The 26,493-nt window shown below is 33.7% G+C and carries 21 protein-coding genes and 2 pseudogenes; 20 read left to right on the top strand and 3 right to left on the bottom strand.

From position 1 onward, the window contains the following. The first annotated feature begins 2 nt into the window (after window positions 1-2). Both ACTJFD_RS00115 and pcp read left to right on the top strand, forming a co-directional pair. A complete protein-coding gene (locus ACTJFD_RS00115; RefSeq protein WP_442259360.1) occupies window positions 3-944 on the top strand; it encodes a DUF979 domain-containing protein in 942 nt (313 codons plus the stop codon). Window positions 945-967: 23 nt separating this feature from the next. Next, entirely contained in the window at window positions 968-1,618 is a 651-nt protein-coding gene (pcp, locus tag ACTJFD_RS00110; RefSeq protein WP_442259009.1) for a pyroglutamyl-peptidase I, read from the top strand. Between the two features lie 33 nt (window positions 1,619-1,651). Here pcp and ACTJFD_RS00105 read toward each other — a convergent pair whose 3' ends face one another. Then, window positions 1,652-2,335, bottom strand: coding sequence for an ABC transporter ATP-binding protein (locus tag ACTJFD_RS00105; RefSeq protein ID WP_442259008.1), 684 nt, complete (start codon window positions 2,333-2,335; stop codon window positions 1,652-1,654). A 13-nt stretch (window positions 2,336-2,348) separates the two neighbouring features. Beyond that, window positions 2,349-3,407: an ABC transporter permease gene (locus ACTJFD_RS00100; RefSeq protein ID WP_442259007.1), complete on the bottom strand. Its 1,059-nt coding sequence runs from the start codon at window positions 3,405-3,407 to the stop codon at window positions 2,349-2,351. Window positions 3,408-3,926: 519 nt separating this feature from the next. On the opposite strand from ACTJFD_RS00100, the gene ACTJFD_RS00095 reads away from it, so the two are divergent. From ACTJFD_RS00095 to ACTJFD_RS00060, 8 genes and pseudogenes are all read left to right on the top strand, one after another. Next, window positions 3,927-4,751: a phosphate acyltransferase gene (locus ACTJFD_RS00095; RefSeq protein WP_442259006.1), complete on the top strand. Its 825-nt coding sequence runs from the start codon at window positions 3,927-3,929 to the stop codon at window positions 4,749-4,751. Window positions 4,752-4,777: 26 nt separating this feature from the next. Then, window positions 4,778-5,875 (top strand): butyrate kinase, encoded by a 1,098-nt coding sequence (gene buk, locus ACTJFD_RS00090; protein ID WP_442259005.1) that lies wholly within the window; start codon window positions 4,778-4,780, stop codon window positions 5,873-5,875. Window positions 5,876-5,877: 2 nt separating this feature from the next. Beyond that, window positions 5,878-7,290 carry a dihydrolipoyl dehydrogenase gene (gene lpdA / locus ACTJFD_RS00085; RefSeq protein ID WP_442259004.1) on the top strand — a complete coding sequence of 471 codons (1,413 nt, stop codon included), beginning with the start codon at window positions 5,878-5,880 and terminating at the stop codon, window positions 7,288-7,290. Between the two features lie 18 nt (window positions 7,291-7,308). Beyond that, window positions 7,309-8,295, top strand: a complete 987-nt coding sequence (locus ACTJFD_RS00080; RefSeq protein ID WP_442259003.1) for a thiamine pyrophosphate-dependent dehydrogenase E1 component subunit alpha — start codon at window positions 7,309-7,311, stop codon at window positions 8,293-8,295. A 29-nt stretch (window positions 8,296-8,324) separates the two neighbouring features. Then, window positions 8,325-9,311, top strand: a complete 987-nt coding sequence (locus ACTJFD_RS00075; protein ID WP_442259002.1) for an alpha-ketoacid dehydrogenase subunit beta — start codon at window positions 8,325-8,327, stop codon at window positions 9,309-9,311. 31 nt (window positions 9,312-9,342) lie between these two features. Then, window positions 9,343-9,510 (top strand): annotated as a pseudogene (locus ACTJFD_RS00070) (biotin/lipoyl-containing protein); the annotation flags it as partial. Window positions 9,511-9,711: 201 nt separating this feature from the next. Continuing rightward, window positions 9,712-10,644, top strand: a pseudogene (locus ACTJFD_RS00065) (dihydrolipoamide acetyltransferase family protein); the annotation flags it as partial. Between the two features lie 154 nt (window positions 10,645-10,798). Further along, window positions 10,799-11,845, top strand: coding sequence for a PTS sugar transporter subunit IIC (locus tag ACTJFD_RS00060; protein WP_442259001.1), 1,047 nt, complete (start codon window positions 10,799-10,801; stop codon window positions 11,843-11,845). An 8-nt stretch (window positions 11,846-11,853) separates the two neighbouring features. Here the strand turns inward: ACTJFD_RS00060 and ACTJFD_RS00055 are convergent, their stop codons facing one another. Continuing rightward, window positions 11,854-12,735 (bottom strand): LysR family transcriptional regulator, encoded by an 882-nt coding sequence (locus tag ACTJFD_RS00055; RefSeq protein WP_442259000.1) that lies wholly within the window; start codon window positions 12,733-12,735, stop codon window positions 11,854-11,856. Window positions 12,736-12,955: 220 nt separating this feature from the next. Between ACTJFD_RS00055 and ACTJFD_RS00050 the strand changes: the two genes are divergently transcribed. The 10 genes from ACTJFD_RS00050 to csn2 all read left to right on the top strand — a co-directional run bounded on the left by ACTJFD_RS00050 (window position 12,956) and on the right by csn2 (window position 26,125). Next, on the top strand, window positions 12,956-13,897 hold the full coding sequence (locus ACTJFD_RS00050) for a 2-dehydropantoate 2-reductase (RefSeq protein WP_442258999.1): 942 nt from the start codon (window positions 12,956-12,958) through the stop codon (window positions 13,895-13,897). Window positions 13,898-14,174: 277 nt separating this feature from the next. Further along, complete coding sequence (locus ACTJFD_RS00045) at window positions 14,175-16,202, top strand: BspA family leucine-rich repeat surface protein (RefSeq protein WP_442258998.1); 2,028 nt, start codon at window positions 14,175-14,177, stop codon at window positions 16,200-16,202. A 90-nt stretch (window positions 16,203-16,292) separates the two neighbouring features. Continuing rightward, window positions 16,293-17,033, top strand: a complete 741-nt coding sequence (locus ACTJFD_RS00040; RefSeq protein WP_442258997.1) for a WxL domain-containing protein — start codon at window positions 16,293-16,295, stop codon at window positions 17,031-17,033. 82 nt (window positions 17,034-17,115) lie between these two features. After that, window positions 17,116-18,219: a DUF916 and DUF3324 domain-containing protein gene (locus ACTJFD_RS00035; protein WP_442258996.1), complete on the top strand. Its 1,104-nt coding sequence runs from the start codon at window positions 17,116-17,118 to the stop codon at window positions 18,217-18,219. Then, the gene (locus ACTJFD_RS00030) at window positions 18,216-19,250 is read left to right on the top strand and encodes a WxL protein peptidoglycan domain-containing protein (protein WP_442258995.1); all 1,035 of its coding nucleotides are present in this window, start codon (window positions 18,216-18,218) and stop codon (window positions 19,248-19,250) included. The genes ACTJFD_RS00035 and ACTJFD_RS00030 overlap by 4 nt, the downstream gene beginning before the upstream one ends. A 117-nt stretch (window positions 19,251-19,367) precedes the next feature. Next, on the top strand, window positions 19,368-19,964 hold the full coding sequence (locus ACTJFD_RS00025) for a hypothetical protein (RefSeq protein WP_442258994.1): 597 nt from the start codon (window positions 19,368-19,370) through the stop codon (window positions 19,962-19,964). Between the two features lie 276 nt (window positions 19,965-20,240). Beyond that, the gene (cas9, locus tag ACTJFD_RS00020; protein ID WP_442258993.1) at window positions 20,241-24,269 is read left to right on the top strand and encodes a type II CRISPR RNA-guided endonuclease Cas9; all 4,029 of its coding nucleotides are present in this window, start codon (window positions 20,241-20,243) and stop codon (window positions 24,267-24,269) included. Next, entirely contained in the window at window positions 24,269-25,135 is an 867-nt protein-coding gene (gene cas1 / locus ACTJFD_RS00015) for a type II CRISPR-associated endonuclease Cas1 (protein WP_442258992.1), read from the top strand. The genes cas9 and cas1 overlap by 1 nt, the downstream gene beginning before the upstream one ends. Continuing rightward, window positions 25,132-25,473, top strand: a complete 342-nt coding sequence (gene cas2 / locus ACTJFD_RS00010; protein ID WP_442258991.1) for a CRISPR-associated endonuclease Cas2 — start codon at window positions 25,132-25,134, stop codon at window positions 25,471-25,473. The genes cas1 and cas2 overlap by 4 nt, the downstream gene beginning before the upstream one ends. Next, window positions 25,460-26,125, top strand: a complete 666-nt coding sequence (gene csn2, locus ACTJFD_RS00005; RefSeq protein WP_442258990.1) for a type II-A CRISPR-associated protein Csn2 — start codon at window positions 25,460-25,462, stop codon at window positions 26,123-26,125. The genes cas2 and csn2 overlap by 14 nt, the downstream gene beginning before the upstream one ends. Window positions 26,126-26,493: the final 368 nt, after the last annotated feature.

Genomic DNA, 26,493 nt, shown 5'->3' with positions numbered 1-26,493 from the left:
CGATGTTAAACGGAGAAGCATCACAACGTTTTTTTGATCATTTATTAGAATTTTTCTTCATTTTAATCGGTATTCAACTTTGTTATACGGCTTTTAAAGTCTTTACCAATAAAGAAAATAGCAAGAGAATAGGTTCAGGTCTCTTTTGGTTAGATTTAGGTCTTTTATTTGCATTTGGTAAGATGTTACCCAATCAAGTGAATGGAATTTTAGTAGTCTTATTAGGGGTTATTACTTTATTCAAACAATTTGAAATTTCTAAATTTCTTCCGTTTGATCAAGAAACTTTAGAAGCAAATGCAAAACGTTTTGGGAATAAAATATTTATCCCTGTTTTATCATTAGCATTATTCTCAGTACTTTTTGCAACAATGATTAAGCCATCGAGTAAAGCAGCGATTGGAATTGCTGCCATTATTGGTATTCTTTTAGCCTTGGGTGTTTTTAAAGCACCAGCTAAACAAGTTATGTCTGAAAGTGATCGGATGTTACAGGCAATGGGGACATCGGGTGTTCTACCTCAATTATTAGCCGCTTTAGGAATTATATTTTCACTTGCTGGTGTGGGGGATGTCATTGCTCAGATGATTGGTGGTTTGGTTCCAGAAGGGCACCGATTGGCAGGAACAATCGCCTACGTTCTAGGAATGGTAATTTTTACAATGATTATGGGAAATGGCTTTGCCGCATTTACAGTAATTACAGCTGGTGTGGGAATTCCTTTTGTTATTATGCAAGGAGCAGATCCTGCCATCGCGGGAGCTTTAGCTTTAACCGCTGGTTATTGTGGAACGTTACTTACACCTATGGCTGCAAACTTTAATATTTTACCCGCAAGTCTATTGGAAATGAAAAATGAATATGGTGTCATGAAGGAACAGGTTTTTGTAGCAAGTTTTATGATAATTGTGCATATTGTGTTAATGTATGTATGGGCATTTTAAATTAGAAATGAAGGAGTGACAGAATGAAAATATTAGTCACAGGTTTTGATCCATTTGGTAATGATAAAATGAATCCTGCTATTGAGGCAGTGAAACGTTTATCAGATACAATCAATGGAGCAGAAATTATTAAATTAGAAATACCAACTGTTTTTGGAAAGAGTGCCGAAGTAGTTAAAGAAGCACTATTAAAAGAAGAAAATGTTGATTATATTTTAAATATCGGACAAGCAGGGGGCCGTTTTGATTTAACCCCTGAACGAGTGGCGATTAATTTAGATGATGCTCGTATTCCAGATAATGAAAAAAATCAGCCAATTGATGTTCCAATACAGAAAGAAGGAGCACCTGCATACTTCTCACAACATCCTGTCAAAGCAATGGTAACAGCCATGAAAGAATCTGGAGTTCCAGCCTCTGTTTCAAATACAGCCGGAACTTTTGTCTGTAACCATATTATGTATCAATGTTTATATTTGGCGCATACTGAATTTCCAAATGTCAAAGCTGGGTTCATGCATGTTCCATTTTTACCTGAACAAGTTTTAGAGCGTCCAAATACAGCATCAATGTCACTAGACAATATTGTTAAGGGAATTGAGGCTGCGATTGCTGCGATTGTTGAATTTGATGGTCAAGAAGATTTAAAAGTAATTGGTGGTCAGACACACTAATTTAGAATAAAAAACTAGAGAAGAAATCCTTATTTAGGATTTCTTCTCTAGTTTTTTTTCGACTAAATTTCCATCAGTAATGACAAAAAGACGATCACACTCATTAATTAGACGAGTATCATGAGTCACCATTAAAGTGGCTTTGTTTTTTTCTTTGGTTTCTTTAGCTAAAAGTCTAACGACATCACGCGCTCGCTCTGTGTCCAAACTTGCGGTAGGTTCGTCTGCCAAGATAATCGCAGGATCATTGTAAAGGGCTCGTGCAATTGCCACTCGTTGCCGTTCTCCTCCTGAAAGAGCTTCGGGATATTTAGTGGCTAAGTGCCCAACACCAAATTGGTCTAATAAATCTTTGATCTGAGAGCTTCTTTTTTCTTTGTTAACTTTATCAACCAGTTCAAATTGCTTTTCAACAGTTAAAAAGGGAACCAAATTTGAAGCTTGTAAGATAAAACCAATTTGTTTGAAACGTAATTGCGCTCTTTTTACTTCCGATTCATCACTAAAGGAAGTGTCATTGATAATGATTTGTCCTCTGGAAGGGGTTTGTAAACCACCAGCTAGGGTTAGAAAAGTACTCTTACCAGAGCCAGAGGGGCCAATAATACCAATGAATTCTCCTCGTTTGACAGTTAAAGTGGTCGGTTTTAAGGCAATAATAACATCATCGCCATCTTTAAATTCTTTTGTTACCTCAATAAATTCAATCGCATTCATATTTAATTCCTCCTTACCCAATCATTTTTAATGGGTCAATTTTAATAATGGTTTTTACGGAAAAGAAGGCGCCGATGACAGCAGTTAATATCATAAGTAGACAAATCCCGCTGAAAAAGAGCAAGTTAATTTGAAAGGGCACAGCTTTAGGAAGGAGTGAACCAGTTAATAGACTCGCTAAAAGCCCAACCATAACACCAGTAAATGCAAGTAAAAAGGTCTGATTGATGATTGAAGTTGAGATATACCGATTCGAAATACCTTGTGCTTTTAATACACCAAAAACTTCTATTTTTTGCATCGTTAAGACATAAATAAAAATACCAATGATAATCGCAGCAATCGCAATTAAGAAACCGATCATCAATCCAAAGGTTAAAATTTGAGCATTATAGCCAGGTATTTTTTTGATAAAATTGGCAATTGTCGTCTTTTTTAAAGTTTTTGGAATTTTTGAGGTGTTGCCACGTGTGACAATCGCATTAATTTGATTATTTTGACGCTCAGAACCAAAACGGATATCTTGAAAATCATTAATAGAGAGATAAAGAATAGGAGCTGTATTATATTTAGCATGATCTGTAAAACCTACAATCGTAAGTTCATCAGTCTGTCCCGTTAAAAGGACTTTATCGCCGAGTTTAAAGCCATATTGATTCTTTAAACTTTCGTCAACAACGGTCTCATGATGCGCAGAAAACAAACGTCCTTCCTTGATATTAGGAGTAATAAACTGTTGTGAATCAATCCCGAATAAGCTGATATTCACTTTTGTTTGACTCTTTTCGTTTGTTATGACACCGGGAGATTGAGAGAGTAAGGCTTTATCCTTAGCCTTGACTTCTTTGATAAGGGTATCTGGAAAAAGCGAAAGATTTAAATTATCATTGGCTTCTTTAGTAATGAGTAGATAATCAGCTTCCCACTTGTCAACACCCGAGCGGTTGTCTTGCGCTAAACCATATGCAAGCCCAGTTAGGAAGAAAACCAAGTAAGCGATTAAAAAGATGACGCTGGTAACTAATAAATACTTTAGTTTAGAGTAACGGATTTCATTAAATGCTAAAAACATAGTCATTCCTCCTTTATTAATTAATTCATTTTACAACAAATGTACTTAAAAGGGAAATTAAACAGCATATTCTTTGTTTTTAGCGTATAAGATACACATAAAAAGATTAAGTTGTTTAAGTTTGCTTTTTTAGAGTAAAAAGAGTTAAATAACATTAATCATTAAATAGAGAAAGGAGCGGAGTAAAACTCTTTGAAAAAATCATCTCTTTTTCAAAAGTATCAGAAAAATAGTGAAAAGAACAAGAAAGATTGTGAATAAAATAACTAATAATAGGAATAAAGTGATGTATTAGATAAATTTTTCACAAGGTTAGTTGTTAAATTCGTTAGAATATGATGAGTGTATCGTTGCAAGTAAATGAGCGTTATGAAAACGCTATTTTGAAACGTTGATATATCAACGAAATATCGAGGTATAAATTAATTTAATAGATAGATTAATTTAAACAATTTGTTTCCGCTTACATCTAAGGTTACAGTAAGTATGTAAGCAGGACTAATAAATGAGGTGAAATAAATGATAACCATTTCTGTAGCGGGAGGATCGCAACCAGAAATATTAGCATTAGTAAAAAAAGCTAAAGCTCAGTTTTCTCAACCAGTAAAGTTTGTTGTTTTTGACTCAAATGAAAATATTGGAAATGATGAATTATGGGAATACAAACAGTGTCATGATGAACAAGATGTAGTGCAACAAGCTGTCTCTTATGTGGCTGAAGGCAAGGCACAAATTCTTTTAAAAGGAATTATTCAAACACACACTTTATTAAAAGAGTTATTGAAGAAAGAACATGGATTGAAAACACAATCCGTTCTATCACATGTTGCCATGGTTGATTTACCAAATGATCAAGGTTCATTTTTATTAACGGACTGCGCCATGAATATTGCACCAACTAAGGAAAGCATGATTGAGATTGTTAAGAATGTTAGAACAGTCGCTCATAAAATCGGCATAACTCATCCAAAAATTGCTTTGCTAAGTGCAGCAGAAAACTTTAATCCGAAGATGCCATCATCAGTATTGGCAACAGAAGTGACTGAAGAATTAGCAAACTTAGAAGAGAGTACTATCTTTGGGCCAATTTCATTGGACTTAGCATTATCTAAAGAATCGGTTGAGCATAAACGTTATGAAGGACCTATTCAAGGAGATGCAGATGTGATTGTGGTTCCAGCCATTGATGCTGGAAATAGTCTTTATAAATCACTGACATTATTTGGAGGAGCAAAGGTAGGCGGTACAATTGTTGGAACAAAAGTTCCAGTTGTCCTAACGTCAAGAAGTGACTCTACCGATAGTAAACTTCATTCTTTAGAATTTGCAATGAAACAAGTATAACCGATTAGTGGAGGGAGTCATAAAAGATGAAACCGATTTTAGTCATTAACCCAGGTTCAACATCAACGAAACTAGCTATTTTTGATAATCATCAAATCGTAGCCGAAGAAACAATTCGTCACACTGCTGAAGAAATCAGTTCTTTTGAAAACGTCATCAGTCAAACTGATTTTAGAGCAGAACTGATTGAAGCTTTTGTTAATCAACACGAGATGATGGATAAGTTAGCAGCAGTTGTTGGCCGTGGCGGTTTATTAAAACCAATACCGGGTGGAACGTATGAAGTAGACGAAGCAATGTTAGAGGATTTGTTGACTGAGAAATACAACACACATGCTTCCAACTTAGGTGGTATTCTAGCGAATACATTTTCTAAACGTTTAAACATTCCAGCTTATATTGTTGATCCTGTCGTAGTCGATGAGATGAATGCTTTAGCAAAAATTTCAGGACTTAAAGGAATTAATCGTCGAAGTGTCAGTCACGTACTCAACCAAAAAGCAGTAGCACGTGAAATAATTGAAACCGAAAGTCAAAAAACATATGAAACAAGTTCAGTGATCGTAGCTCACTTAGGTGGGGGTATTAGTATCGGTGCTCACGAAAACGGTAAAATTGTTGATGTGATTAATGGCTTAGATGGTGAAGGTCCTTACTCACCAGAGCGTAGTGGAACACTACCTTTAATTGATTTTGCCAATTTAATTTTAACAGAAAAATTAAATTTAACAGATATAAAGAAATTAATCGCTGGTAACAGTGGTTTGAAATCATACCTTAACGAGACAGATTTACGTGAAGTAGAGAAACGAATGAACGATGGCGACGACGAAGCAAAATACTATTTAGATGGTATGTGCTATCAAGTGGCGAAAAGCATCGGCGAAATGGCGACTGTATTAAAAGGAAAAGTAGACTTCATCGTTTTAACTGGTGGTGCGATTTATTCAGACTACAACTTTAGCAAAATTGCTGAATACGTAGAGTGGATTGCTCCAGTTAAAGCTTATCCAGGTGAAATGGAAATGGAAGCTCTTTATAATGGAGCGTTACGCGTTTTAACTGGTGAAGAAGCAGCTTTAAGTTATGGCACAATAAACTTAACAGAAGTAGGAGTGAAATAAAGATGGCAGAACAAACAGATTTATTGATCCTAGGTGGAGGTACGGGCGGCTATGTAGCAGCTATACGTGCTGCACAAAAAGGTTTGGATGTTACGATTGTTGAAAAACATAAACTAGGTGGAACTTGTCTTCACAAAGGATGTATTCCAACAAAAGCATTATTAAGAAGTGCAGAAGTTTTTGACACAATCAAAGATGCAGCAACTTTTGGAATTGATGACGTGACAAACATGACAGTGAATTTTGGTAAAATTCAAGAACGTAAACAGTCAATCATCGATCAATTACATACCGGTGTTCAAGGGTTATGTAAGAAAAACAAAATCCGCGTTTTAGAAGGAGAAGGTGCTATTCTTGGACCATCTATCTTCTCACCAGTTTCTGGAGCGGTTGCTGTTACATTTACAGATAAGAGTAAAGAAGAAGAAATCATTGTTCCTAAGAACGTGATTATCGCAACGGGATCAACACCTCGTAGTTTACCTAACTTACCATTAGATGAGAAAAACATTTTATCTTCAGATGGCATGTTAGAACTTGAAGAACTACCAAAATCAATTGCAATTGTTGGTGGTGGTGTCATTGGTGTTGAGTGGGCTTCATTATTAAATAGCCTGGGTGTTGAAGTAACCATTATTGAATTCCTAGACCGCTTACTAATCAATGAAAGTGCAACAATTTCAAGAGAATTGAAAAAAAGTCTTGAAAAACGTGGTATTAAAGTTCTTGTGAAAAGTAAAGTCGAAAAAGCAACGATTAACAAAAAAGACATTACGGTTGAAATCGAAGGACAAGATGCTTTAAATGTTGAAAAAGTAATGGTAGCGATTGGTCGTACACCAAATGTTGATGGTTTTGGCTTACAAAATACATCAGTAAAATATGACCAAAAAGGAATTGAAGTTAACGAATTCTATCAAACAACAGAAAGCCATATTTATGCCATTGGTGACTGTATTGATACATTACAATTAGCACACGTTGCGATGAAAGAAGGCGAATTAGCAGTTAGCCATATTTTAGAGGAAACTGTTGAGCCGCTTAATTATGTAAACGTTCCACGTGGTGTTTATACTAACCCAGAAGTTGCAAGTGTCGGTTATGTTAAAGAAAATGTCCCAGCTGATAAAAAAGTCAAAGTTGGAACCTTTAATTTTGCGGGTAACGGAAAAGCTTTAGTATATGGTGGAGACGGTGGTGTTGTTGAAGTTATCAGAGATGTAGATACAGACGACTTATTAGGAGTGTCAATCATTGGACCACATGCCACTGATTTAATCTCAGAAGCAAGTACAGCTATCTATCTAGATGCTTCACCAATTGAAATTGGCGAAGCCATCCATCCACATCCAACATTGTCAGAAGCAATTCAAGAAGCCGCTTTAGATACATATGGCAAAGCCATTCATAAATAAAAGGAAGGTTGATGAATAATGAAAGCTCTTAAAAAATCAGGTTTAACTAAGAAAGAAATCGTCCAAGCTTATCGTGAGGTAGTGAGAGGTCGTCGTTTAGATGAACGTTTATGGCAATTAACAAGAATTGGTAAAACATCATTTAATATTTCAGGTCAAGGTGCTGAGGTTGCTCAAGTAGCAATGGCAATGGCTTTTGACCACGAGAAAGATTATTTCTTACCCTATTACCGTGATATGACAGCATGTTTAGTTTGGGGTATGTCAACTAAAGATATTTTACTAGGATCATTTGGTAAAGATGCTGACCCATCATCACATGGTCGTCAAATGCCAAACCACTATGGTTCTAAAGAACATAACATCGTTTCATTTGCATCAACAGTAAGTACACAAATGCCTTTAGCAACAGGTGTTGCTTATGCCGCTCAATTAGAAGGTTCAGACGATGTTACTTTAACAACAACAGGTGAAGGATCAGCTAACCAAGGTGAAGTTCAAGAAGCAATGAACTTTGCAGGTGTTAAAAAATTACCAGTTATCTTTGTTGTTGAAAATAATGCGTATGCTATTTCAACGCCAATCGATGAGCAATATGCAAACGAAAAAATGTCAGACCGCGCACATGGTTACGGATTTGAAGGAATCAGAGTAGATGGTAATGACTTTACAGAAGTTTACTTAGCTTTCAAAAAAGCTGTAAAAGATGCACGCGACAAAAAAGGACCAAAATTAATTGAATTAATGGTTTCTCGTTTAACCTCTCACTCAGCGGATGATGATCAAACAATCTACCGTTCTAAAGAAGAAATTGAAGACATGAAGAACAGAGATCCATTGAACTTCATGGAAAAACAATTACTTGATGAAGGTTACTTAACTCAAGCTGAAATGGATAAAATTGACGAAGAAATTCGTGCAGAAGTGGATGCAGCAACAGATGAAGCAGAAGCAATGCCAGATCCAGCACCAGAATCATTATTAGAAGAAGTTTACGCTAAATAAATAAAAGAGAATGAGAGGATTGAGACATTATGGCTGAAATGACATATTTAGAAGCAATAAATTTAGGGATTTCTGAAGAAATGGCAAGAGACGAAAAAGTTGTGATCTTTGGTGAAGACGTTGGTGGAGACAAAGGTGGCGTTTTCGGAGTAACAAAAGGTTTAGCAGCAAAATACGGTGATGACCGTTGTTTCAATACACCATTAACAGAAGGTTTAATTGGTGGTTTAGCAATTGGTTTAGGCTTAAGAGGTTACCGTGCAATTGGTGAATTCCAATTTGCGGACTACATTTTACCAGCAACTAACCAAATTTTATCAGAAGCTCGTACAATGCGTTACCGTACGAAAGGTGACTGGACTGCTCCAATCGTTTACCGTACGCCTTATGGTGGTGGAGTTCGTGGTGGACTATATCACTCACAATCAACAGAAAAACTTTTCATTGGACAACCTGGTTTACGTGTTGTTACACCATCAAATCCATATGATGCTAAAGGGATGATTAAAGCGGCAATTCGTTCAGACGATCCTGTTATCTTCTACGAACACAAACGTTTGTATCGTTTACTAAAAGCAGATGTGCCAACTGATGATTATATTGTACCAATTGATAAAGCTAATGTTGTTCGTGAAGGTAGCGACATCACAGTTATTGCTTATGGAATGATGTTACAATATGCGATTGCTGCAGCTGAAAAATTAGCTGAAGAAGGAATCGATGCAGAAGTAGTGGATGTACGTTCATTATATCCATTAGACCGTGAAACATTAGTTAATGCTGCTAAGAAAACTGGTAAAGTTTTATTAGTAACAGAAGATAATAAAGAAAGTACAGTAATGAGTGAAATCGCAGCAATGATTTCAGAAGATGCATTATTTGATTTAGATGCTCCTATTCAACGTCTAGCTGGACCGGATGCTCCAAGTATGGGGTATGCATTAACACTTGAGCGTGAATTCTTAGTAAATCAAGAACAAGTGACAGAAGCAATGAGAGAATTAGCAGAATTCTAAAGTTAAGTAATAATAGGAGGAATAAATAATCATGGCAATAAAAGAAATTAAAATGCCTAACTTAGGCGAGAGTGTAACAGAAGCTTCAGTTGTTCAATGGTTAGTTCAACCAGGAGACACTGTTAAACGTTATGACCCATTAGTAGAAGTGGTTTCTGATAAAGTAACAACAGAAGTACCATCAGATTTTAATGGTGTCGTTAAAGAGTTATTAATTGAATTAGATACTGATGTTCCAATTGGTACGACATTCATGACATTAGAAGTTGAAGGGGCAGAAGAAACAGTTACAGCAACACCAGAACCAGTTGTTGAAGCACCAGCAGCGCCAGTCGCAGCAACTCCAGCTCCAGCAGCACCTGTTGCTGCACCAACTCAAAACGCTAATCCTGCAGGTGCTCGTTTTTCTCCAGCAGTGATGCGTATTGCACAAGAAAAAAATATTGATTTAGCACAAGTTGTTGGAACTGGTAAAGGTGGACGTATTACTCGTAAAGACGTTCTTAACTTTACTCCAGGTACAGTCGCACCAACACCGGTTGAAGAAGTGAATGTTGTCGCAGCAGCGCCAGTCGCAGCAACACCAACAGCCGCTCCAAAAGCAGCACCACAACCAACAGTTGTAAGTTCAGATAGAACAACGGTAGTACCAGCTGACGGTGTAAGAAAAGCAATTGCTAAGAAAATGACACAAAGTGTGAATGAAATTCCACACGCTTGGATTATGATTGAAGTTGATGTAACAAACATCGTTAAACTACGTAATGCAGCTAAAAATGACTTTAAGAAACAAGAAGGTATGTCTCTAAGTTTCTTCCCATTCTTTGCAAAAGCAGTAGTTCAAGCATTGAAGAAAAATCCAAAGATGAACACATCATGGGATAATGGCAACATTGTTTATCATAAAGATGTTAACTTATCAATCGCAGTAACAACAGATGAAAACCTTTTTGTCCCAGTTATTCATCAAGCAGATAACTATTCATTAACAGGATTAGTTAAAGAAATCAACCGTCTTGCTGGAGATGTTCGTAAGGGCGCTCTACAAAGTAAAGACATGCAAGGTGGTACGTTTACATTGAATAACACTGGTTCATTAGGATCAGTTCAATCAATGGGAATTATCAACCACCCACAAGCAGCTATTTTACAAGTGGAATCAATCAACAAACGTATTGTTCCAACAAGTGATGGCGGGTTCAAGACTGCAGACATGGTTAACTTATGTCTATCAATTGACCACCGTATTTTAGATGGTCAACAAGCAAGTCAATTCTTGAAAGATGTTAAAGCGAATTTAGCTAACTTCTCAAGTGAAGCAGATATTTATTAATTAAAAATTATGAAAGACAATTAGAAAAAGAAAGGAATTCTCGCTAAATGCGAGAATTCCTCTCCTCTAATTGTTTTATGCAATAATAACAAGTGCAATTATTCTCAAACTAAAATCTTTTGATGAAAAAAAACGAATAATAGGGGTATTTAAAATGACAACAGAAAATCCAAAGTTAACACCAAAGATTTTTTTAAACAAAGTTTTAGCTGGAACGGCTCAAGGAACAATTATTGCTTTAATTCCTAATGCTGTTTTAGGAGCTATTTTAAAATATTTTGCTGAATATAAATTGATTGCGATGATTATTGATGCTGCTTTAATCTTCCAACTAGCAACACCGTTGATTATTGGGGGACTTATTGCTCACCAATTTGGTTTAACGCCAGCTAAGATGATGATGGCTGGAGGAGCTGCTTTTGCAGGTTCCGGAGTCGTTAAGTTCAATGCTGAAGCAGGTGCTTTTCTAGGTAAAGGGACCGGAGATATTATCAATATTATGATTACTGCCTCTCTTGCTGTTTTGATGTTAATTTGGTTAGAAGGTAAATTTGGTTCCGTTGAAATTATTGCATTGCCAATCGTTATTGGGGTCGGTGCTGGATTAATTGGTATGTTAACTTATCCGTATGTGACACAAATTACCGTAGCTATTGGTAAATTAATCAATAACTTTACTGATTTCCAACCGATTGTGATGACGATTTTAATTGCATGTTCTTTTGCAGCTTTAATTATTTCACCGATTACGACAGTGGCTATTGGTTTAGCGATTCAATTGAATGGTATCTCGGCTGGGGCTGCAGCAATGGGAATTGCAGCAACAACAGTAGTATTAGTTATCAACTCTTGGAAAGTGAATGAGTCAGGCGTAACATTAGCAATCGCACTTGGTGGTATGAAAATGATGATGCCTAACTTATTCAAATATCCAATTATCTTAGTTCCATGTTTATTTACAGCAGCTATTTCTGCTATTCCAGTTTCAATCTTTACAATCTCAGGAGTACCACAATCAGCTGGATTTGGTTTAGTTGGTTTAGTTGGACCATTAGCGTCACTAGATGCAGGACTAAACATTGGTTTACTAATCCTTTCATGGTTTGTTATCCCAATTATTGCTGGTTTATTCTCTAAATTCTTATTTGAAAAAGTATTAAAATTATATGATAGTAAAGTAGTCTTTGCTTACCAAGGATAATCTTAAGTTTAGTTTTTCTTGATGATATCAATGAAATCTTCAGTTAATTTAAAATCTTTTCTTAGTGCGATCCCAATGGGGAAGTAGTCATACTTATCTCTCAGTGGGATCCATTTTGAGTTTTCGCTCTTGCCAACTTGACTATATTCTATTGGTAAAAGAGTAATGGAATCATTTTTATGTAGACTGTGTAACAAGACTTGAAGGTCATCATTTTGTAAAACGATATTAGGTTCGTAACCAAAAAAGCGACCTCTATCAATTAACGCTCTACCAATCATAAAGTTGGTAGAAAGTGAAGAGAAACGTTGTCCTTTCAAATCTTTAAATGTTAATTCCTCTGCTTGTGAAAGTGGATTGCTATTGGGAACAACGACATGAACATGATAGCCTTTAGTTGAGGTTTCTAAGACTTCCATATTGATGGTTTCTGGAAAAAGATTAGGATATGAAATTAATCCAATATCAATTTCTTTATTATTTAACATTGTTTGTAAGTAAGGTGAACCATCTTGTTTGATAATTAATTCGACATGAGGATGTGTTGAAAGAAATTGAGAAATTTCTTTCATAAACTGAACAGAAAATAAAGTGGTAATCCCAAGCTTAATTTTCTTTTTACCCGATTTTTCGTTCATGTTATAAATGTTATCGATTAATTGATCAAATTGTTGAACGACTTCTTGACCATGTTCATACAAATAGGCACCCGTATCGGTTAATTGATAGGGTGTATCACTGTGATTAAAAAGAACAGTCCCTAACTCACTCTCCATTTTTTTCAAGGCAAGTGATAGGGTTGGTTGGGTAACAAAAAGATTACGAGCCGCAGCTGATAGATTTTCAGTGTCGGCTATTTCGATAAAATATTTTAGTTGTTGAATATTCATGAAATCACCTTTTCAATAATTTTTTTTAAAAAGTTGTAAGCAGTTTTAATAAAAAAATAAAGAAATGTAAACATAAAATATGTCAATTTAAAAAGACATTTAGTAAAAGTATCTTACACTATATTTTAACATAATATCGTTAGAAATGTTTTAAAATAAACGTTTGTTTCAATAATTTTATCATGTAAAAATAAACAAAAATGTTTTAGGAGATGGAAAAATGAAGATAATTATTGCAGGTGCAGGAGCCATGGGAAGTCGTTTTGGTTTGATGTTAAATCAAGCTAAAAATGACGTGATTTTGATTGATGGATGGCAAGAACATGTTGATGAAATAAATAAAAATGGATTACGTGCTGATTTTAATGGAGAAGAAGTCATTGCCAAGATACCTGCTTATCAACAAGATAAACTTTCAGAGGTTGATTTTACAGCAGATTTAGTGATCTTATTTACAAAAGCAATGCAATTAGATGCGATGTTAAAATCATTACAACCTATGCTTAGTGAGAATACAAAAGTTCTATGCTTATTAAATGGGATTGGGCATGAGGATACGATTAAAAAATATGTTCCATTTGAAAATATTTTACTAGGTAATACCATGTGGACAGCTGGTATGGAAGGCCCAGGACGAGTGAAGTTATTTGGAACTGGTTCACTAGACTTACAAAATTTAGGTGAGGGTCAAGAAGAAATCGCTAAAGAAGTTGTCGCTGTATTGTCAAAAGCTGACTTACACGCCAACTTCTCGACAGATATTATTTCATCGATTTACAAAAAAGCGTGTGTGAATGGTACAATGAACGGTTTATGTACGTTGTTGAATTCTAATATGGCTGATTTAGGAGCGACATCCTTTGCAGATGAAATGGTCAAAGAAATTGTTTTAGAATTTGAAGCGATTGCTAATTATGAAAAAGTACCATTTGATCGTGAAGCCATTTTAACGCAAATTAAAGGCTGTTATAATCCAGAAACAATTGGTTTACACCATCCTTCAATGTATCAAGACTTACGTATTAATCATCGCTTAACTGAAATTGATTATATCAATGGTGCGATTGTTCGTAAAGGGAAAGAATATGGAATTGCAACTCCTTATTGTTCATTCTTAACGCAATTAATTCATACTAAAGAAGAGCTATTAGGCGTAAAATAAAATTAAAGATAACTCGAAAGAAACAGAAACACTTTATCAAAAAGTGTTTTCGTTTCTTTTTTTTGTTACAACAAAAGTACGTTTAAAAATATTTAGTTATAATAACGCTACTTTTTAAACATTATGATGTTGAAATGATTATTAAAAGATGGTATATTTAATATGATATGCTAAAAACGACTTATAAAGTCTGTTAATCAAAGGTTTGTATACTTTTATCGGTAATGTGGACGATTGATTTGCATGAGTGACTGTTGTTAAAGGAGCGAATTAAATAATGAGTAAAAAAAAACTTGTTTATCTTATGATTTGTTTTTTATTTTTAATGGGTGCTTACTCCGATTCGTCTTTTGCTGAAAGTGATGAAAATCAAACGATTACTCAGGCGAACGTGAAAAGAGAAGGCTATTGGGAAAAGCTTCCAATTGAATTAAATAGTATCGGAACCTTGACGATTTATGCAAATCAAGAACATTTAGAATTACCCGAGATAAAGACAGCTACTTTTTTTGAAAATGGAAAAGAAAAAGAACTTGTCCTAGATAAAATTAATGGAATAAAGGCAATCGACGTTAAAAAAATAAAATTTGTTGGTGAAAAAGGTCAACTTTATTTACCAGAAGATGCGAGGTATCTTTTTGCAAGTGAGCGTCCCAAAGGAATAACGGCTTTTAAAAATGTGTCTGAAATTGAAGGGTTAGAGGTTTTAAATTTATCGAAAACAAAAAAGATCGCTCATTTATTTGATAATTTACAGGCGTTAGAACACTTAGTTTTTCCTGCTGACTTCTCAGTTGCCGATACGACGGATGGGATTGAACTATTGAATGGCTTAACACATTTAAAAACGTTGATTTTACCAGATCGATTTCCAGTCGATGATTTTAACCTTCTATCGGAGCAGTTTAAAGGGATGAAAGATTTGGAAATGCTAAAATTACCAAAAACGATAAAATCTAAATATAGTCTTAAAGAAATTCAGAGTTGGTTGGTTGATAATTCGAAATTAAAAAGTTTACTAATTGGTGAAGAAATCCAACCACTCGTGATGTCAGAAAGTAAAAAGAAGCCAGTTTCGTTTAAAGCGGAACATCAAAAAGATAATGGAACGTATTGGGGCAGTGTTCCTGTTCAGATGGCAAATGGCGTGTTGGTTATCCAGTCTCCGCGTAATGAAGAAATCGAAAATTATTTAGGCCATCCTAATTCAGATGGAACATTGGATAATAAGCATTCGATTAAAGCTTCAGATGTTACGATGATGTTTTTTTCAAATGCGATTGATAAGGTAAAGTTACCCGAAGATTCCTCTTATCTTTTCGCTACGACATATGGCGGTAAACCTTGGTTTGAAAAATTATCAATGCTTGTTGACTTGGATCGGTTAGATACCTCTGGAGTAACAGATATGACAGGTTTATTTTCGGGTCAAAAACAATTAACATCACTCAATCTATCTAGGATGAAAACAGGTGATACCATTTATATGGCTGAAATGTTTAAAGATATGACAGGTTTAAATGATATCACTCTTCCCGAAACATTTGAGACAAGGCAAGCGGTGAATATCAATGGCATGTTTAGTGGAATGACTAATTTGCAGTCATTGGTATTACCAGATAGTTTTAAGATAACAGGAACTCATCAAATGGTTAATTTATTTAAAGGAAATACAGGGTTGAAAACTCTTCATTTCGGCAATGATTTTTATTTTAATGCTGGAATAGCCTCTGCTTTACCAGCATTACCTATGAACGAAACGTTTACTGGAGGCTGGAAAAGTAGTAAGCATCGCTTTAAATCGAGTGCTGAGATGATGAAAAAAGTGATTCAACCTGGCTTTGGTGGGACCTATTATCGTGAGGAGGTTGAACAAGGGTTGAAAATCCCTGATAAATTGATATTTAAAAATGGGGTAAGTGGTGTCTACAAACCTCAATTGCTAGGTCGAAAAGATACGGATTGGAAAATTACGGTTTTTGACAATTCACCTGGTACGAAAGAATGGCATGTCAGTGCACGTTTAAAAGAGCCTTTTACGGCTAACACAATTAAGAATCGATCGGCGGAAGATATCTTGGTTTATAAGAAAACAAAAGAGAGTATTCCTTTGGTCTTGACGGAAGAAATGCTACCAATTGCAGATGTCAGCCAGGCCACGCCATTAGAAAATGAAATTGAATATGATATCAACTGGCAAGATAATACAGGGCTAATCTTAGATATTTCTCGTTTAGAATCGCTAGGTTTAGCCAATGATAGTTATAAAGGTATGCTCGAATTTACTTTAATGGATGCTGATTAAAAAATGGTCGTTCCTTTCTTAAAGTCTAGGTATTAGAAACTAATAGGCTGAAGAAGTAGACATAAAACAAAAGAACAAGGAGAGAATATAATGAAGAAAATAACGTTATTAGCAACAAGTATTTTAGGAATAGTAACTTTAGGTAGCACAATAGCTCAAGCAGCTGACGTAAATGTAGACACAGAAGGAGTTGTCAACTTCTCTAATGTGACGGAAGCAAAACCAGTTAAACCAGATGATGATTCAGGAACAGTAATTGAGCCAGGTGATAAGCCTGGTGGGGGTTCAGATACTTCGGATATGAATTTAAAATTATTATATGTTCCTAATTTTGTTTTTGCAGATAATGGAAACACAAGTATTAAATATGATTTTATGAAAGGGAATAAACTAGAAGCCATCGTTCAAACAACGAAAGAAGCTGGCGAATTTCCAAACTTTGCTCAAGTCTATCATTCTAAAGAAGTGGCGAATTGGCTTTTAGCCGCAAAAGCGTCAGATTTTAAACTAGTAGGTGGCACTAAAATCCTAGATGGTGCAAAAATTGTACTGGATGATGCTGATGCGGTTAAAAATGTTGGTTCAAGTACAGTAGCAACCGCTACAATTGAAAATAGTTTAATTACACTTGAAAGTAATGAAAAAGTTAATATCGGTAAATATGTTGGAACAACGAATGAATCAGCGATTAATTCATTTAACTTTAATAAAGTTAAATTAGATATTACAAGTGGTTTAGCTATCGGAGAAAATGAAACCTATAAATCAAATATTACTTGGACGCTCAGTGGCGATGCGACAGCGGTTGTAACAGACACTGAAGAAGAATAATAGTAGCAAGTGAATGATCTAGATGATGGTTGTGAGTACGTATCACAGCCATCATTTTACGTCTAATAAGGAGAAAATAAAAATGAGCAAACAAGTAAAACGGGGACTAGTATTTTGTTTAATCTTTCTACTTTCCTTGATACCTTTTGTAAAGGGTGAAGCAGTTGAAAATTTAGCGACATTCTCTGTACAACCCATTTTACCAAGCAATAATCTGGGGAAAGAACCAACTTTATTTAATTTAAGAGTGAAAAAAGGAACGGAACAAAAAGTAGAAATTGAAATAAGTAATACTTCTAATGATACCGTTGAACTAGCGATCCATGCTTACAGCGGAAGCACGAATTCAAACGGAGTGATTGACTATATTGCTAAAACGAAAGAAAAACCTTATGATTCAACATTAAAAACACCTTTAGATACAATAACAACCGTTCAAAATAAAGTGACAGTACCTAAAAAAAGTAAGAAAAAATTGCCAGTAACGATAAAAGTTCCAGAGGAGTCTTTTCAAGGTATTATTTCAGGAGCGTTGGAGCTAGAGCAAACGAATTTAAAAGAAGATAAAAATAGTTCTCAATCTAAATTAAGTATGAAAAATAAAATTCGCTATCTTGTTCCTATTTTATTAACAGAACAAGATACTAAAGTGAAACCAGAACTGAAACTAAATGAGGTAAAGGCAACACAGATTAAAGGTCAGAATACGATTACAGCGAATTTACAAAATATTAAGCCAGCGTTCGTTAAAGACTTATCAATTCAAGCAAAAGTAGTGAGAAAAGGAACAGATGATTTACTCTGCTTTTTAAATGCTAAGGGAATGCAGATGGCGCCGAATTCAAATTTTAATTTACCAATTTCTTTAAAAAATAAACGATTTAGAGCAGGGACTCATACTTTATATTTAGTAGCTACAAATGAGGGAAAACAAAAATGGTCTTTTGAACGTGATTTTAATATTACGCGGGAAGAAGCCAAAAGAATGAATGATGAATCGCTTATCGAATTAGAAAAAGCCAAAATTACATGGTGGATGATTATGATTGCTCTATTACTTTTAATTTTACTTTTATTGATACTTTATTTAATTTATCGTCATCAAAAAGAAAAACAAAAAGAACGTGAAAAGCATAAAAAAAATAAAAATAAAACAAAAAGTAAGAAGAAGCGTAAAAAGAAATGATTAAAAAGATAGGTGTCTTTCTTTTGGTTTTTTTAGGATTATTTTTTTTAGCCTTACAAGAAGTTGTCTTAGCTGAAAGTTCTTCTTTTTCAGTTGTTGCCAACCTCCCTGAAAATCAAATCGACCAAGAAAAGACTTTTTTTGATTTAAAAGTTAAGGCAGGTGACAAACAAACGTTAAGTTTGAATTTAATGAATGATTCAACGACAGAACAAACCTATTTAGTTGAAGCTAATTCAGCCTATACGAATGGTCATGGAATGATCAGTTACGATCAGAAAGAAAGACCGAAGACCGTTGCTGCACCTATTTTCTTTTCCGATATTGCTAAGGTGAGAGAACCAGAGATAACGCTGAAGCCAAATCAAACAAAGGAAATCTTGATTGATTTAATTATTCCTAAAGAAGGGTTTAAAGGCTTGATTTTAGGGGGCCTTTACATCTATCAGCCCCAATCACAAGAAGAAAATGAAAAGGAAGCCGGAATCAGAACGACACAATCTGTCGTTAAAGGAGTTCGCTTGACGAATAAAATTGAAAAAATCAAACCAAGTCTATCTTTGTATTCTTTGAAAGCTAATTTAGCTTCTCATTCTAATGTTAGCGTGTGGCTTGAAAATGAAGAGCCTATGATTATGGATAAGGTTAAACTATCAGCACAAATTTTACAACGTGGAAAGCAAGCCCTTATTATTTCTGAGTTAAAATTGGAAGCTATAAAATTAGCACCTTATGCACGATTTCCTATTAAAATTCCCCTATCATCGAACGTAGCACCAGGTGAATATTTGGTTAAAATTATTGTCAATTCACATGATGAGCAGTGGTCGTTTGATGAAGTTTTATTTATAAAAGGAGAAAAAAATCAGATCAAACAAACAACTTTACAACCTAAAGTAAGGAAAGATCGATCCTTATGCTTATTCCTTTTATTTATTTTACTAGTTTTATTGATTTTAATTTATTTGATTTTTAGATATAAAAAAAAGTCAAAAAGAAAACGAAAAAACAAACATAAAAACAACGAATGAGGGGTGATTCGTTGTTTTTTAATGACACTAAATCCGATACTGAATTGTCTGATTAATAAAATAAGGTTATAATGAAAATTAAAGCTATAATTGTATATAACAGAAGGAGTTGGTTTGATGAGAAAAACACCGCATGTCATATTATTATTATGCTCTTTATTTTTATTAAGCTCTTGTGGTTTTACAAGAAAAAAAGAAGTCGCTCAAAAAGAATTAGAAATAGAGAGTTTAACGAAAGAATTAAAAAGTAAAGAGGACGACGATCATCAGTTTAACGACAAGTTAAAAAAAGCTGAAACACAAAGGGACAACTATAAGGAGAAAATGAAACAATTAGAAAAAGAAAACCGTGACTTAAAAAGTAGTGGTTTACTTTCTACAAATACTGAGCTTCACGTAATTGAAAGTTCAGGGCAGTATGGAAAAGAAATTTATCAAGCGATTACTGGTAAAAATGATAAAGATATTACAAATTCAAAAAAAGCTAAATTGAGTGAATATCAAGGGAAAAAAATCGAAGGCACTGTAGGTTGGCATACAACTATTGGTCCAGCTGAAGAAACTGAAACACATTATATTGTGTATGAAGCAGGTGATGTCAAAATAGCGATGGTTTATATTTTAGACCAACAACAAATCATTAATCAAGGGATGGTTGTTGAAATCGATAACGAAGGACAGGCAAAGTTACTAAGTGAAACAAATTTAAATTAAATCAAAGCACCGTAAAATGAAATTCCATTTTACGGTGCTTTTTTAAATTAATCGTATAGGTTAAATAACTAATATGTTATAATTTTAATTGTAATCATTGGTAAAATTAAGACAATAAAAAAAGCGCCGAGACAGCGCCACATAAAGTTGATAACGGACTAGCCTTATTTTAACTTCGCTATGTTGTTTTGAATGCTACCAACACATTCATTATATCAAAATAACAAAATAAAACAAGTAAATATTCAAAAAAGCTTGGAAATTGGAGGATGAAGAATGAAAAACTATACGATTGGATTAGATATCGGGACGAATTCTGTTGGGTGGGCGGTTACTCAAGATAACTATGAGTTAGTTAGAAAAAATATGAAAGTTCTAGGTAATACTGAACGAAAAAAAATTAAAAAAAACTTTTGGGGCGTTCGTTTATTTGATGAAGGCATGACGGCAGAGGCTCGTCGGTTGAATCGAACCACTCGTCGTCGTTATATCAGACGTCGTCAGCGATTAGAGTATTTGCAAGCTATCTTCTGTGAAGAAGTTAAGAGAATCGATCCTAATTTTTTCATGCGACTAAAAGAAAGCTTTTATGTACCTGAGGACAAATCAGCAGAGCGTTATCCGATATTTGGTACGATAGAAGAAGAAATCAGCTATCATAAGGACTATCCAACTATCTATCATTCGCGAAAAAAACTAGTGGATAGTAATGAAAAGGCAGATATTCGTATTATTTATTTGGCTTTGGCTCATATGATTAAATATCGTGGTCACTTCTTGATAGAAGGAAAATTAAACGCAGAAAATACCTCTGTTCAAGAAACTTTTTCATTATTTTTAAAAGAATATAATGAAGTATTTACTAAGCAAGCAGATGGAACATCTGTTAATTTAGTGGATGAAAGTATTGCAGTCGAAGCTGTTTTAAAGGCAAAAGGGTCAAAAAGTAGACGTGCAGAAAATGTTTTAACTTTATTTTCTAATGAAAAATCGAATGGAACATTATTTCAATTTATAAAAATGATTGTGGGCAATCAAGGTAATTTTAAAAAAACTTTTTCATTGGAAGAAGATGCGAAACTACAGTTTTCAAAAGAAGAGTATGAAGAAGAAGTCGAAGCCTTGCTTGCGATTGTAGGTGATGAATATGCTGACGTTTTTGTCGCAGCTAAAAATGCCTATGATGCACTGCAACTTTCTGAAATTTTAACAACAACGGATCAAAAAACACGAGCTAAATTATCTTCAAGTATGGTAGATCGCTATGAAGAACATAAAGAAGATTTAGCCAAATTAAAGAAATTCGTTAAGAATGAGATACCTGAGAAGTTTGTAGAAATGTTTAAAGCTGATACCGTGGATGGTTATGCTGGTTACATTGAAGGAAAAACAACAGAAGAAAAGTTTTATAAATATTTAAAAAAACAGTTAAGTGGTTATGAAGAAGCGAGCGTATTCTTAAATAAAATAGAGCAAGAAAACTTTTTGAGAAAACAACGAACGTTTGATAATGGAGTTATCCCTCATCAAATTCATTTAGATGAGTTACAAAAAATACTGAAGCAACAATCTGAATATTATCCGTTTTTAAAGGAAAATGGAGATAAAATAGAGAAGATTTTAACCTTTAGAATTCCATATTATGTAGGACCACTGGCGCAAAAAGATAAAGAAGGCGAGTTTGCTTGGCTAACAAGAAAATCAGATGAAAAGATAACGCCTTGGAATTTTGATGAGGTAGTAGATCCTGTGTTATCATCGATTGATTTTATTGAGCGTATGACAAATAAAGATACTTATTTACCAGAGGAAAATGTTTTACCCAAGAACAGTTTTCTTTATCAAAAATATACTATTTTTAATGAACTAACTAAAGTATCATATTTGAATGAACAAGGGATTGAACAAAATTTTTCGAGTCAAGAAAAACAAGAAATTTTCGAGGATTTATTTAAAGTTGACCGTAAAGTAAGTAAGAAAAAATTAATCAATTATTTGGAAAATCAATATCAACTAAATGGTGTAACAATCAAAAGAGGTTTTGATGAGGGGCAAACTAATTTTAATGCTAGCTTTGGTGTGTATCATGATTTTATTAAAATGGGGATTGAGCGAGAGTTTTTAAATGACGCTGAAAATCAAGAAGTGTTAGAGGAAATCGTTAAGTTTCTAACTATTTTTGAAGACCGAAAAATGTTGAAAATACAACTAGAGAAGTATAACGATTTATTTTCAGGTGAAACGATGAAAAAATTAATTCGTCGTCATTACACAGGATGGGGGAGATTGTCTCAAAAATTATTAGATGGTATTAGAGATGAAAAATCTGGAAAAACTATTATGGATTATTTAATTAAGGATGATGGTCCTAAGAAAAATATAAATCGAAATTTAATGCAGTTAATTAATGATCCGGCTCTTTCTTTTAAAGAAAAGATAGCGAAGGCTCAATTGGTTGAAGAGACAGACAGTTTAGAAGAAAGCGTCAGTAAATTAACAGGCAGTCCAGCGATTAAAAAAGGAATTCTTCAAAGTTTGAAAATTGTCGATGAAATTGTAGAAATTATGGGGTATGCTCCAAAATCAATCGTCGTTGAGATGGCGAGAGAGAATCGAGAAGGTAAGAGAACAGAATCAAGATTGAAGGCAATAGAAAAAGCTTTGGAAGAATTGAATAGTGAACTTTTAACTGTCTATCCAACATCTAATGAAGCGTTAAGAAATAATCGTCTATTTTTATATTACTTACAAAATGGGAAAGATTTATATACAGGAAATGATTTGGATATTAATCAATTATTCAACTATGATGTTGATCATATTATTCCCCAAAGTTTTATTAAAGATGACTCTCTCGATAATTTAGCATTAGTTAGTTCTAAGGAAAATAGAGGGAAGTCTGACGAGGCATTAGGAATAGAAATTGTTAATCGTCAAGAAAAGAATTGGGAAAGACTAAAAGCTTGTAAACTCATGAGTCAACGTAAATTTGATCATTTAACAAAAATAAGACGAGGCGGAATAACAGATAAAGATAAAGAAGGCTTCATCAAAAGACAATTAGTTGAAACGAGACAGATCACTAAAAATGTTGCCCAAATTTTAGATAATCATTTTAATTTTGAAAAAGATGACACAGGGAAAATCGTTAGAAAAGTTAATGTTTTGACTTTAAAATCAGCTCTAGTTAGTCAGTTTAGAAAAGAATTTAAATTGTATAAAGTCAGAGAGATAAATGATTACCATCATGCACAAGATGCTTATCTGAATGCAATTGTTGGTAATACCTTGTTGAAAGTTTATCCTCAGTTAAGACCTGAATTTGTTTATGGTGAATTTCAGCATATGAGTGCAATTAATCGCTTCAAAGGAACTCAAAAGAAATTATTTAATTTAAATATTATGAAATTTTTCAAATTAGATGAAGTTATTAATCAAGAAACTGGGGAGCTTCTATGGTCTCAAAAAGATTTAATCACAGTAAATAAGGTGATGAATTCTCATCAAATGAACATTGTGAAAAAAGTAGAGCGACAAAAAGGAAGGTTTACTGAGGAAACAGTAGTTAAGAAAAGTAATTCTGATAAATTAATTGCAAGAAAACGAGGATTAGATCCCAAAAAATATGGTGGCTTAAAAAGTCCAACTATTGTTTATTCAGTTATTTTTTCATACGAAAAGGGTAAAAAGAAACAAATTACTTTTGAAATTATCGGTATTCCTTTAATGTTCCAAAAAGAGTATGAGATGAATAAGATAGACTATCTTGAAAAACGGGGTTATATGAATCCAACGATTAAATTTGAATTGGCAAAATATTCTCTTTTTGAAGGAGAGAATGGGCGAAGAAGGCTACTTTCAAGTGCAGGGGAACTTCAAAAAGGAAATCAATTGATCTTACCGAAAAAACTAGTCACGTTACTTTATCATTCTAATAAAGTTCAAAATAATAATAAAGAAAGTTTAGAGTATTTGAATCACCATGTTTCTGAATATGAAGAGCTTCTAAAGTATATTACTAGTTTCGCAGAGAATTTTACTGTAGCTCCGAAAAACTTAGAAAAAATAAATGAACTATTTAGACAACATAAAGAGGTATCTATTAAGGAAACAGCGACAGCTTTTGTGAATCTTATGCGTTTTACTCAAATGGGGGCTCCTGCTGAATTTAATTTTTTTGGAACAACAATTTCAAGGAGACGTTACACAACTAAAAAAGATTTTATAGATGTTTTTGAAGGAACGTTGATTAATCAATCCATTACAGGTCTTTATGAAAGTCGTTGGAAAGTAGGCGGAGAATAATGGGGTGGCGTACAGTGGTTGTCAATCTGCATTCTAAGTTATCTTATAAAAATAATCATTTGATTTTTAAATCTGTTCATCAACAAGAAATGATTCACTTATCCGAGATCGATGTTTTATTGTTAGAAACGACAGATATTACGTTATCCACAATGCTGATCAAGCGTTTGGTTGATGAGAACATTTTAGTTCTCTTTTGTGATGACAAACGTTTACCGGTTGCTAAATTACTCCCTTTTTACGGACGACACGATAGCAGTTTACAGCTATCAAAGCAAATTGCTTGGCGAGAAGAACGAAAAGGTTTTGTATGGACGTCAATTATTTCTCAGAAAATATTAAATCAAAGTAGTTATTTAAAAACAAATGCTTTTTCAGATAAATCAGAAGCTATCTTAAAGTTACATGATCAATTAGATGTATTTGATCCTAGTAATCGAGAAGGACATGCGGCGAGAATTTATTTTAATACGTTATTTGGTACTAATTTTTCTAGAGAAGCAGATAACGATATCAATGCGGGCTTAAATTATGGCTATACTTTATTAATGAGTTTATTTGCTCGAGAAGTGGTGAGAAATGGTTGCTTAACTCAACTAGCGCTAAAACATTACAATCAATTTAACGATTTTAACTTAGCAAGTGACTTAATGGAACCTTTTCGTCCACTGGTGGATGAAATTATTTATACACATCATCATGAACCTTTTAAAGTAATGAAAAACTACCTATTCGAATTGTTTTCAAAAACTTATGCATACAATAATAAAGAAATGTTTTTAACTAATATTGTAAGTGATTATACAAAAAAGATTGTTAAAGTTTTAAATAATGAAATAGAAGGCGTTCCTGTGTTCAGGATATGAGTTATCGATATATGAGAATGTTAGTAATGTTTGATATGCCAACAGAAACAGCAGATGAAAGAAAGGCTTATCGTGTGTTTAGAAAGTTTTTATTGAGTGAAGGCTTTATTATGCATCAATATTCGGTTTATAGTAAGATTTTATTGAATAATTCGGCGAGTAAATTTATGATTTCTCGTCTGAAAAAGAACAATCCTAAACATGGCTTAATAACGATTTTAACTGTAACCGAGAAACAATTTTCACGAATGATGTATCTGAATGGTGAGCAAGATAACTGTGTAGGTAACACGGATTCTAGGATAGTATTTTTAGGAGAAAACTATGACGAAATTTAATTTTCCTTTATTAGATGAACCAGTTGATTTAAAAGAGATAAATTGTTTAGTAATTGAAGAAATCGAACTATTTTCAAAGATAGTAAAAGAACTTTATCAATACGAAGAAAAAAGTGAATTGAAAATTTTTAATGAAGCTTATAAACCTTTAAAAGCATTAGAACTATTATTAGTTACTGATATTATGGGGTTTGAAGTGAATTCAGCTCCCATTTTAAAGTTAATTTATGAAGATTTGAAAGAAGAGTTAAATGAAAAACCAGAAACAAAAACTAAAATTGAACAATTGGCTTTAAAAATAAGTCAATTGATAGAACAAGAAATACTAGAACATGAGCTTGATTTAGAGCTAGATGAAATTACGATACTTGAACTTTTTAAAGCGCTAGGTATCAAAATTGAAACTCAAAGTGATACATTATATGAGAAGATGTTTGAGATTATTCAAATTTTCAAATATTTATCTAAGAAAAAAGTTTTAGTTTTTGTTAATGTTTGTTCTTATTTTCCGATGGATGAATTAAAGGAGATCATGAATTATATTTCTTTAATGAATATTGAAGTTCTGTTCTTAGAACCAAGAAAAATCAATGGAGTAAGTCAAGCGATTATTGATAAAGACTATTATTTAACAGTCAAAAATATGTTATAATATAATTAAGTTATTGTTGTCCTTTGACAATTTATAAAATCAAATTGAAGTATTCAAAACTGAAGTCTTGCTATGGACGAATGGCGCGATTACGGGACCTCAAATTTCCTACGAGGTTTTAGAGCTATGCTGTTTTGAATGCTTCCAAAACTTCTTTATCGTTTTGAGGGTCTAAGTAGGTGTTTTAGAGCTATGCTGTTTTGAATGCTTCCAAAACTTAGGTATGCTTGTTCTTCAAGACCACGTTGTTTTAGAGCTATGCTGTTTTGAATGCTTCCAAAACCGATCAAAAGAATCCCCAATATACCTAGGAGTTTTAGAGCTATGCTGTTTTGAATGCTTCCAAAACGGCAGAAGCATTAGCAAAC

The organism is Vagococcus sp. (assembly GCF_052102835.1).
Lineage (GTDB): Bacteria > Bacillota > Bacilli > Lactobacillales > Vagococcaceae > Vagococcus.
The sequence above is the reverse complement of the archived record's forward strand: the minus strand, read 5'-3'. Positions and strand labels throughout refer to the sequence as shown.

What these genes read in the sequence shown, in the direction of transcription:
- ACTJFD_RS00115 (WP_442259360.1), top strand. Translation starts at nt 3, where the DNA reads ATGTTAAACGGAGAAGCATCACAACGTTTTTTTGATCATTTATTAGAA.
- pcp (WP_442259009.1), top strand. Translation starts at nt 968, where the DNA reads ATGAAAATATTAGTCACAGGTTTTGATCCATTTGGTAATGATAAAATG.
- ACTJFD_RS00105 (WP_442259008.1), bottom strand. Translation starts at nt 2,335, where the DNA reads ATGAATGCGATTGAATTTATTGAGGTAACAAAAGAATTTAAAGATGGC.
- ACTJFD_RS00100 (WP_442259007.1), bottom strand. Translation starts at nt 3,407, where the DNA reads ATGTTTTTAGCATTTAATGAAATCCGTTACTCTAAACTAAAGTATTTA.
- ACTJFD_RS00095 (WP_442259006.1), top strand. Translation starts at nt 3,927, where the DNA reads ATGATAACCATTTCTGTAGCGGGAGGATCGCAACCAGAAATATTAGCA.
- buk (WP_442259005.1), top strand. Translation starts at nt 4,778, where the DNA reads ATGAAACCGATTTTAGTCATTAACCCAGGTTCAACATCAACGAAACTA.
- lpdA (WP_442259004.1), top strand. Translation starts at nt 5,878, where the DNA reads ATGGCAGAACAAACAGATTTATTGATCCTAGGTGGAGGTACGGGCGGC.
- ACTJFD_RS00080 (WP_442259003.1), top strand. Translation starts at nt 7,309, where the DNA reads ATGAAAGCTCTTAAAAAATCAGGTTTAACTAAGAAAGAAATCGTCCAA.
- ACTJFD_RS00075 (WP_442259002.1), top strand. Translation starts at nt 8,325, where the DNA reads ATGGCTGAAATGACATATTTAGAAGCAATAAATTTAGGGATTTCTGAA.
- ACTJFD_RS00060 (WP_442259001.1), top strand. Translation starts at nt 10,799, where the DNA reads ATGACAACAGAAAATCCAAAGTTAACACCAAAGATTTTTTTAAACAAA.
- ACTJFD_RS00055 (WP_442259000.1), bottom strand. Translation starts at nt 12,735, where the DNA reads ATGAATATTCAACAACTAAAATATTTTATCGAAATAGCCGACACTGAA.
- ACTJFD_RS00050 (WP_442258999.1), top strand. Translation starts at nt 12,956, where the DNA reads ATGAAGATAATTATTGCAGGTGCAGGAGCCATGGGAAGTCGTTTTGGT.
- ACTJFD_RS00045 (WP_442258998.1), top strand. Translation starts at nt 14,175, where the DNA reads ATGAGTAAAAAAAAACTTGTTTATCTTATGATTTGTTTTTTATTTTTA.
- ACTJFD_RS00040 (WP_442258997.1), top strand. Translation starts at nt 16,293, where the DNA reads ATGAAGAAAATAACGTTATTAGCAACAAGTATTTTAGGAATAGTAACT.
- ACTJFD_RS00035 (WP_442258996.1), top strand. Translation starts at nt 17,116, where the DNA reads ATGAGCAAACAAGTAAAACGGGGACTAGTATTTTGTTTAATCTTTCTA.
- ACTJFD_RS00030 (WP_442258995.1), top strand. Translation starts at nt 18,216, where the DNA reads ATGATTAAAAAGATAGGTGTCTTTCTTTTGGTTTTTTTAGGATTATTT.
- ACTJFD_RS00025 (WP_442258994.1), top strand. Translation starts at nt 19,368, where the DNA reads ATGAGAAAAACACCGCATGTCATATTATTATTATGCTCTTTATTTTTA.
- cas9 (WP_442258993.1), top strand. Translation starts at nt 20,241, where the DNA reads ATGAAAAACTATACGATTGGATTAGATATCGGGACGAATTCTGTTGGG.
- cas1 (WP_442258992.1), top strand. Translation starts at nt 24,269, where the DNA reads ATGGGGTGGCGTACAGTGGTTGTCAATCTGCATTCTAAGTTATCTTAT.
- cas2 (WP_442258991.1), top strand. Translation starts at nt 25,132, where the DNA reads ATGAGTTATCGATATATGAGAATGTTAGTAATGTTTGATATGCCAACA.
- csn2 (WP_442258990.1), top strand. Translation starts at nt 25,460, where the DNA reads ATGACGAAATTTAATTTTCCTTTATTAGATGAACCAGTTGATTTAAAA.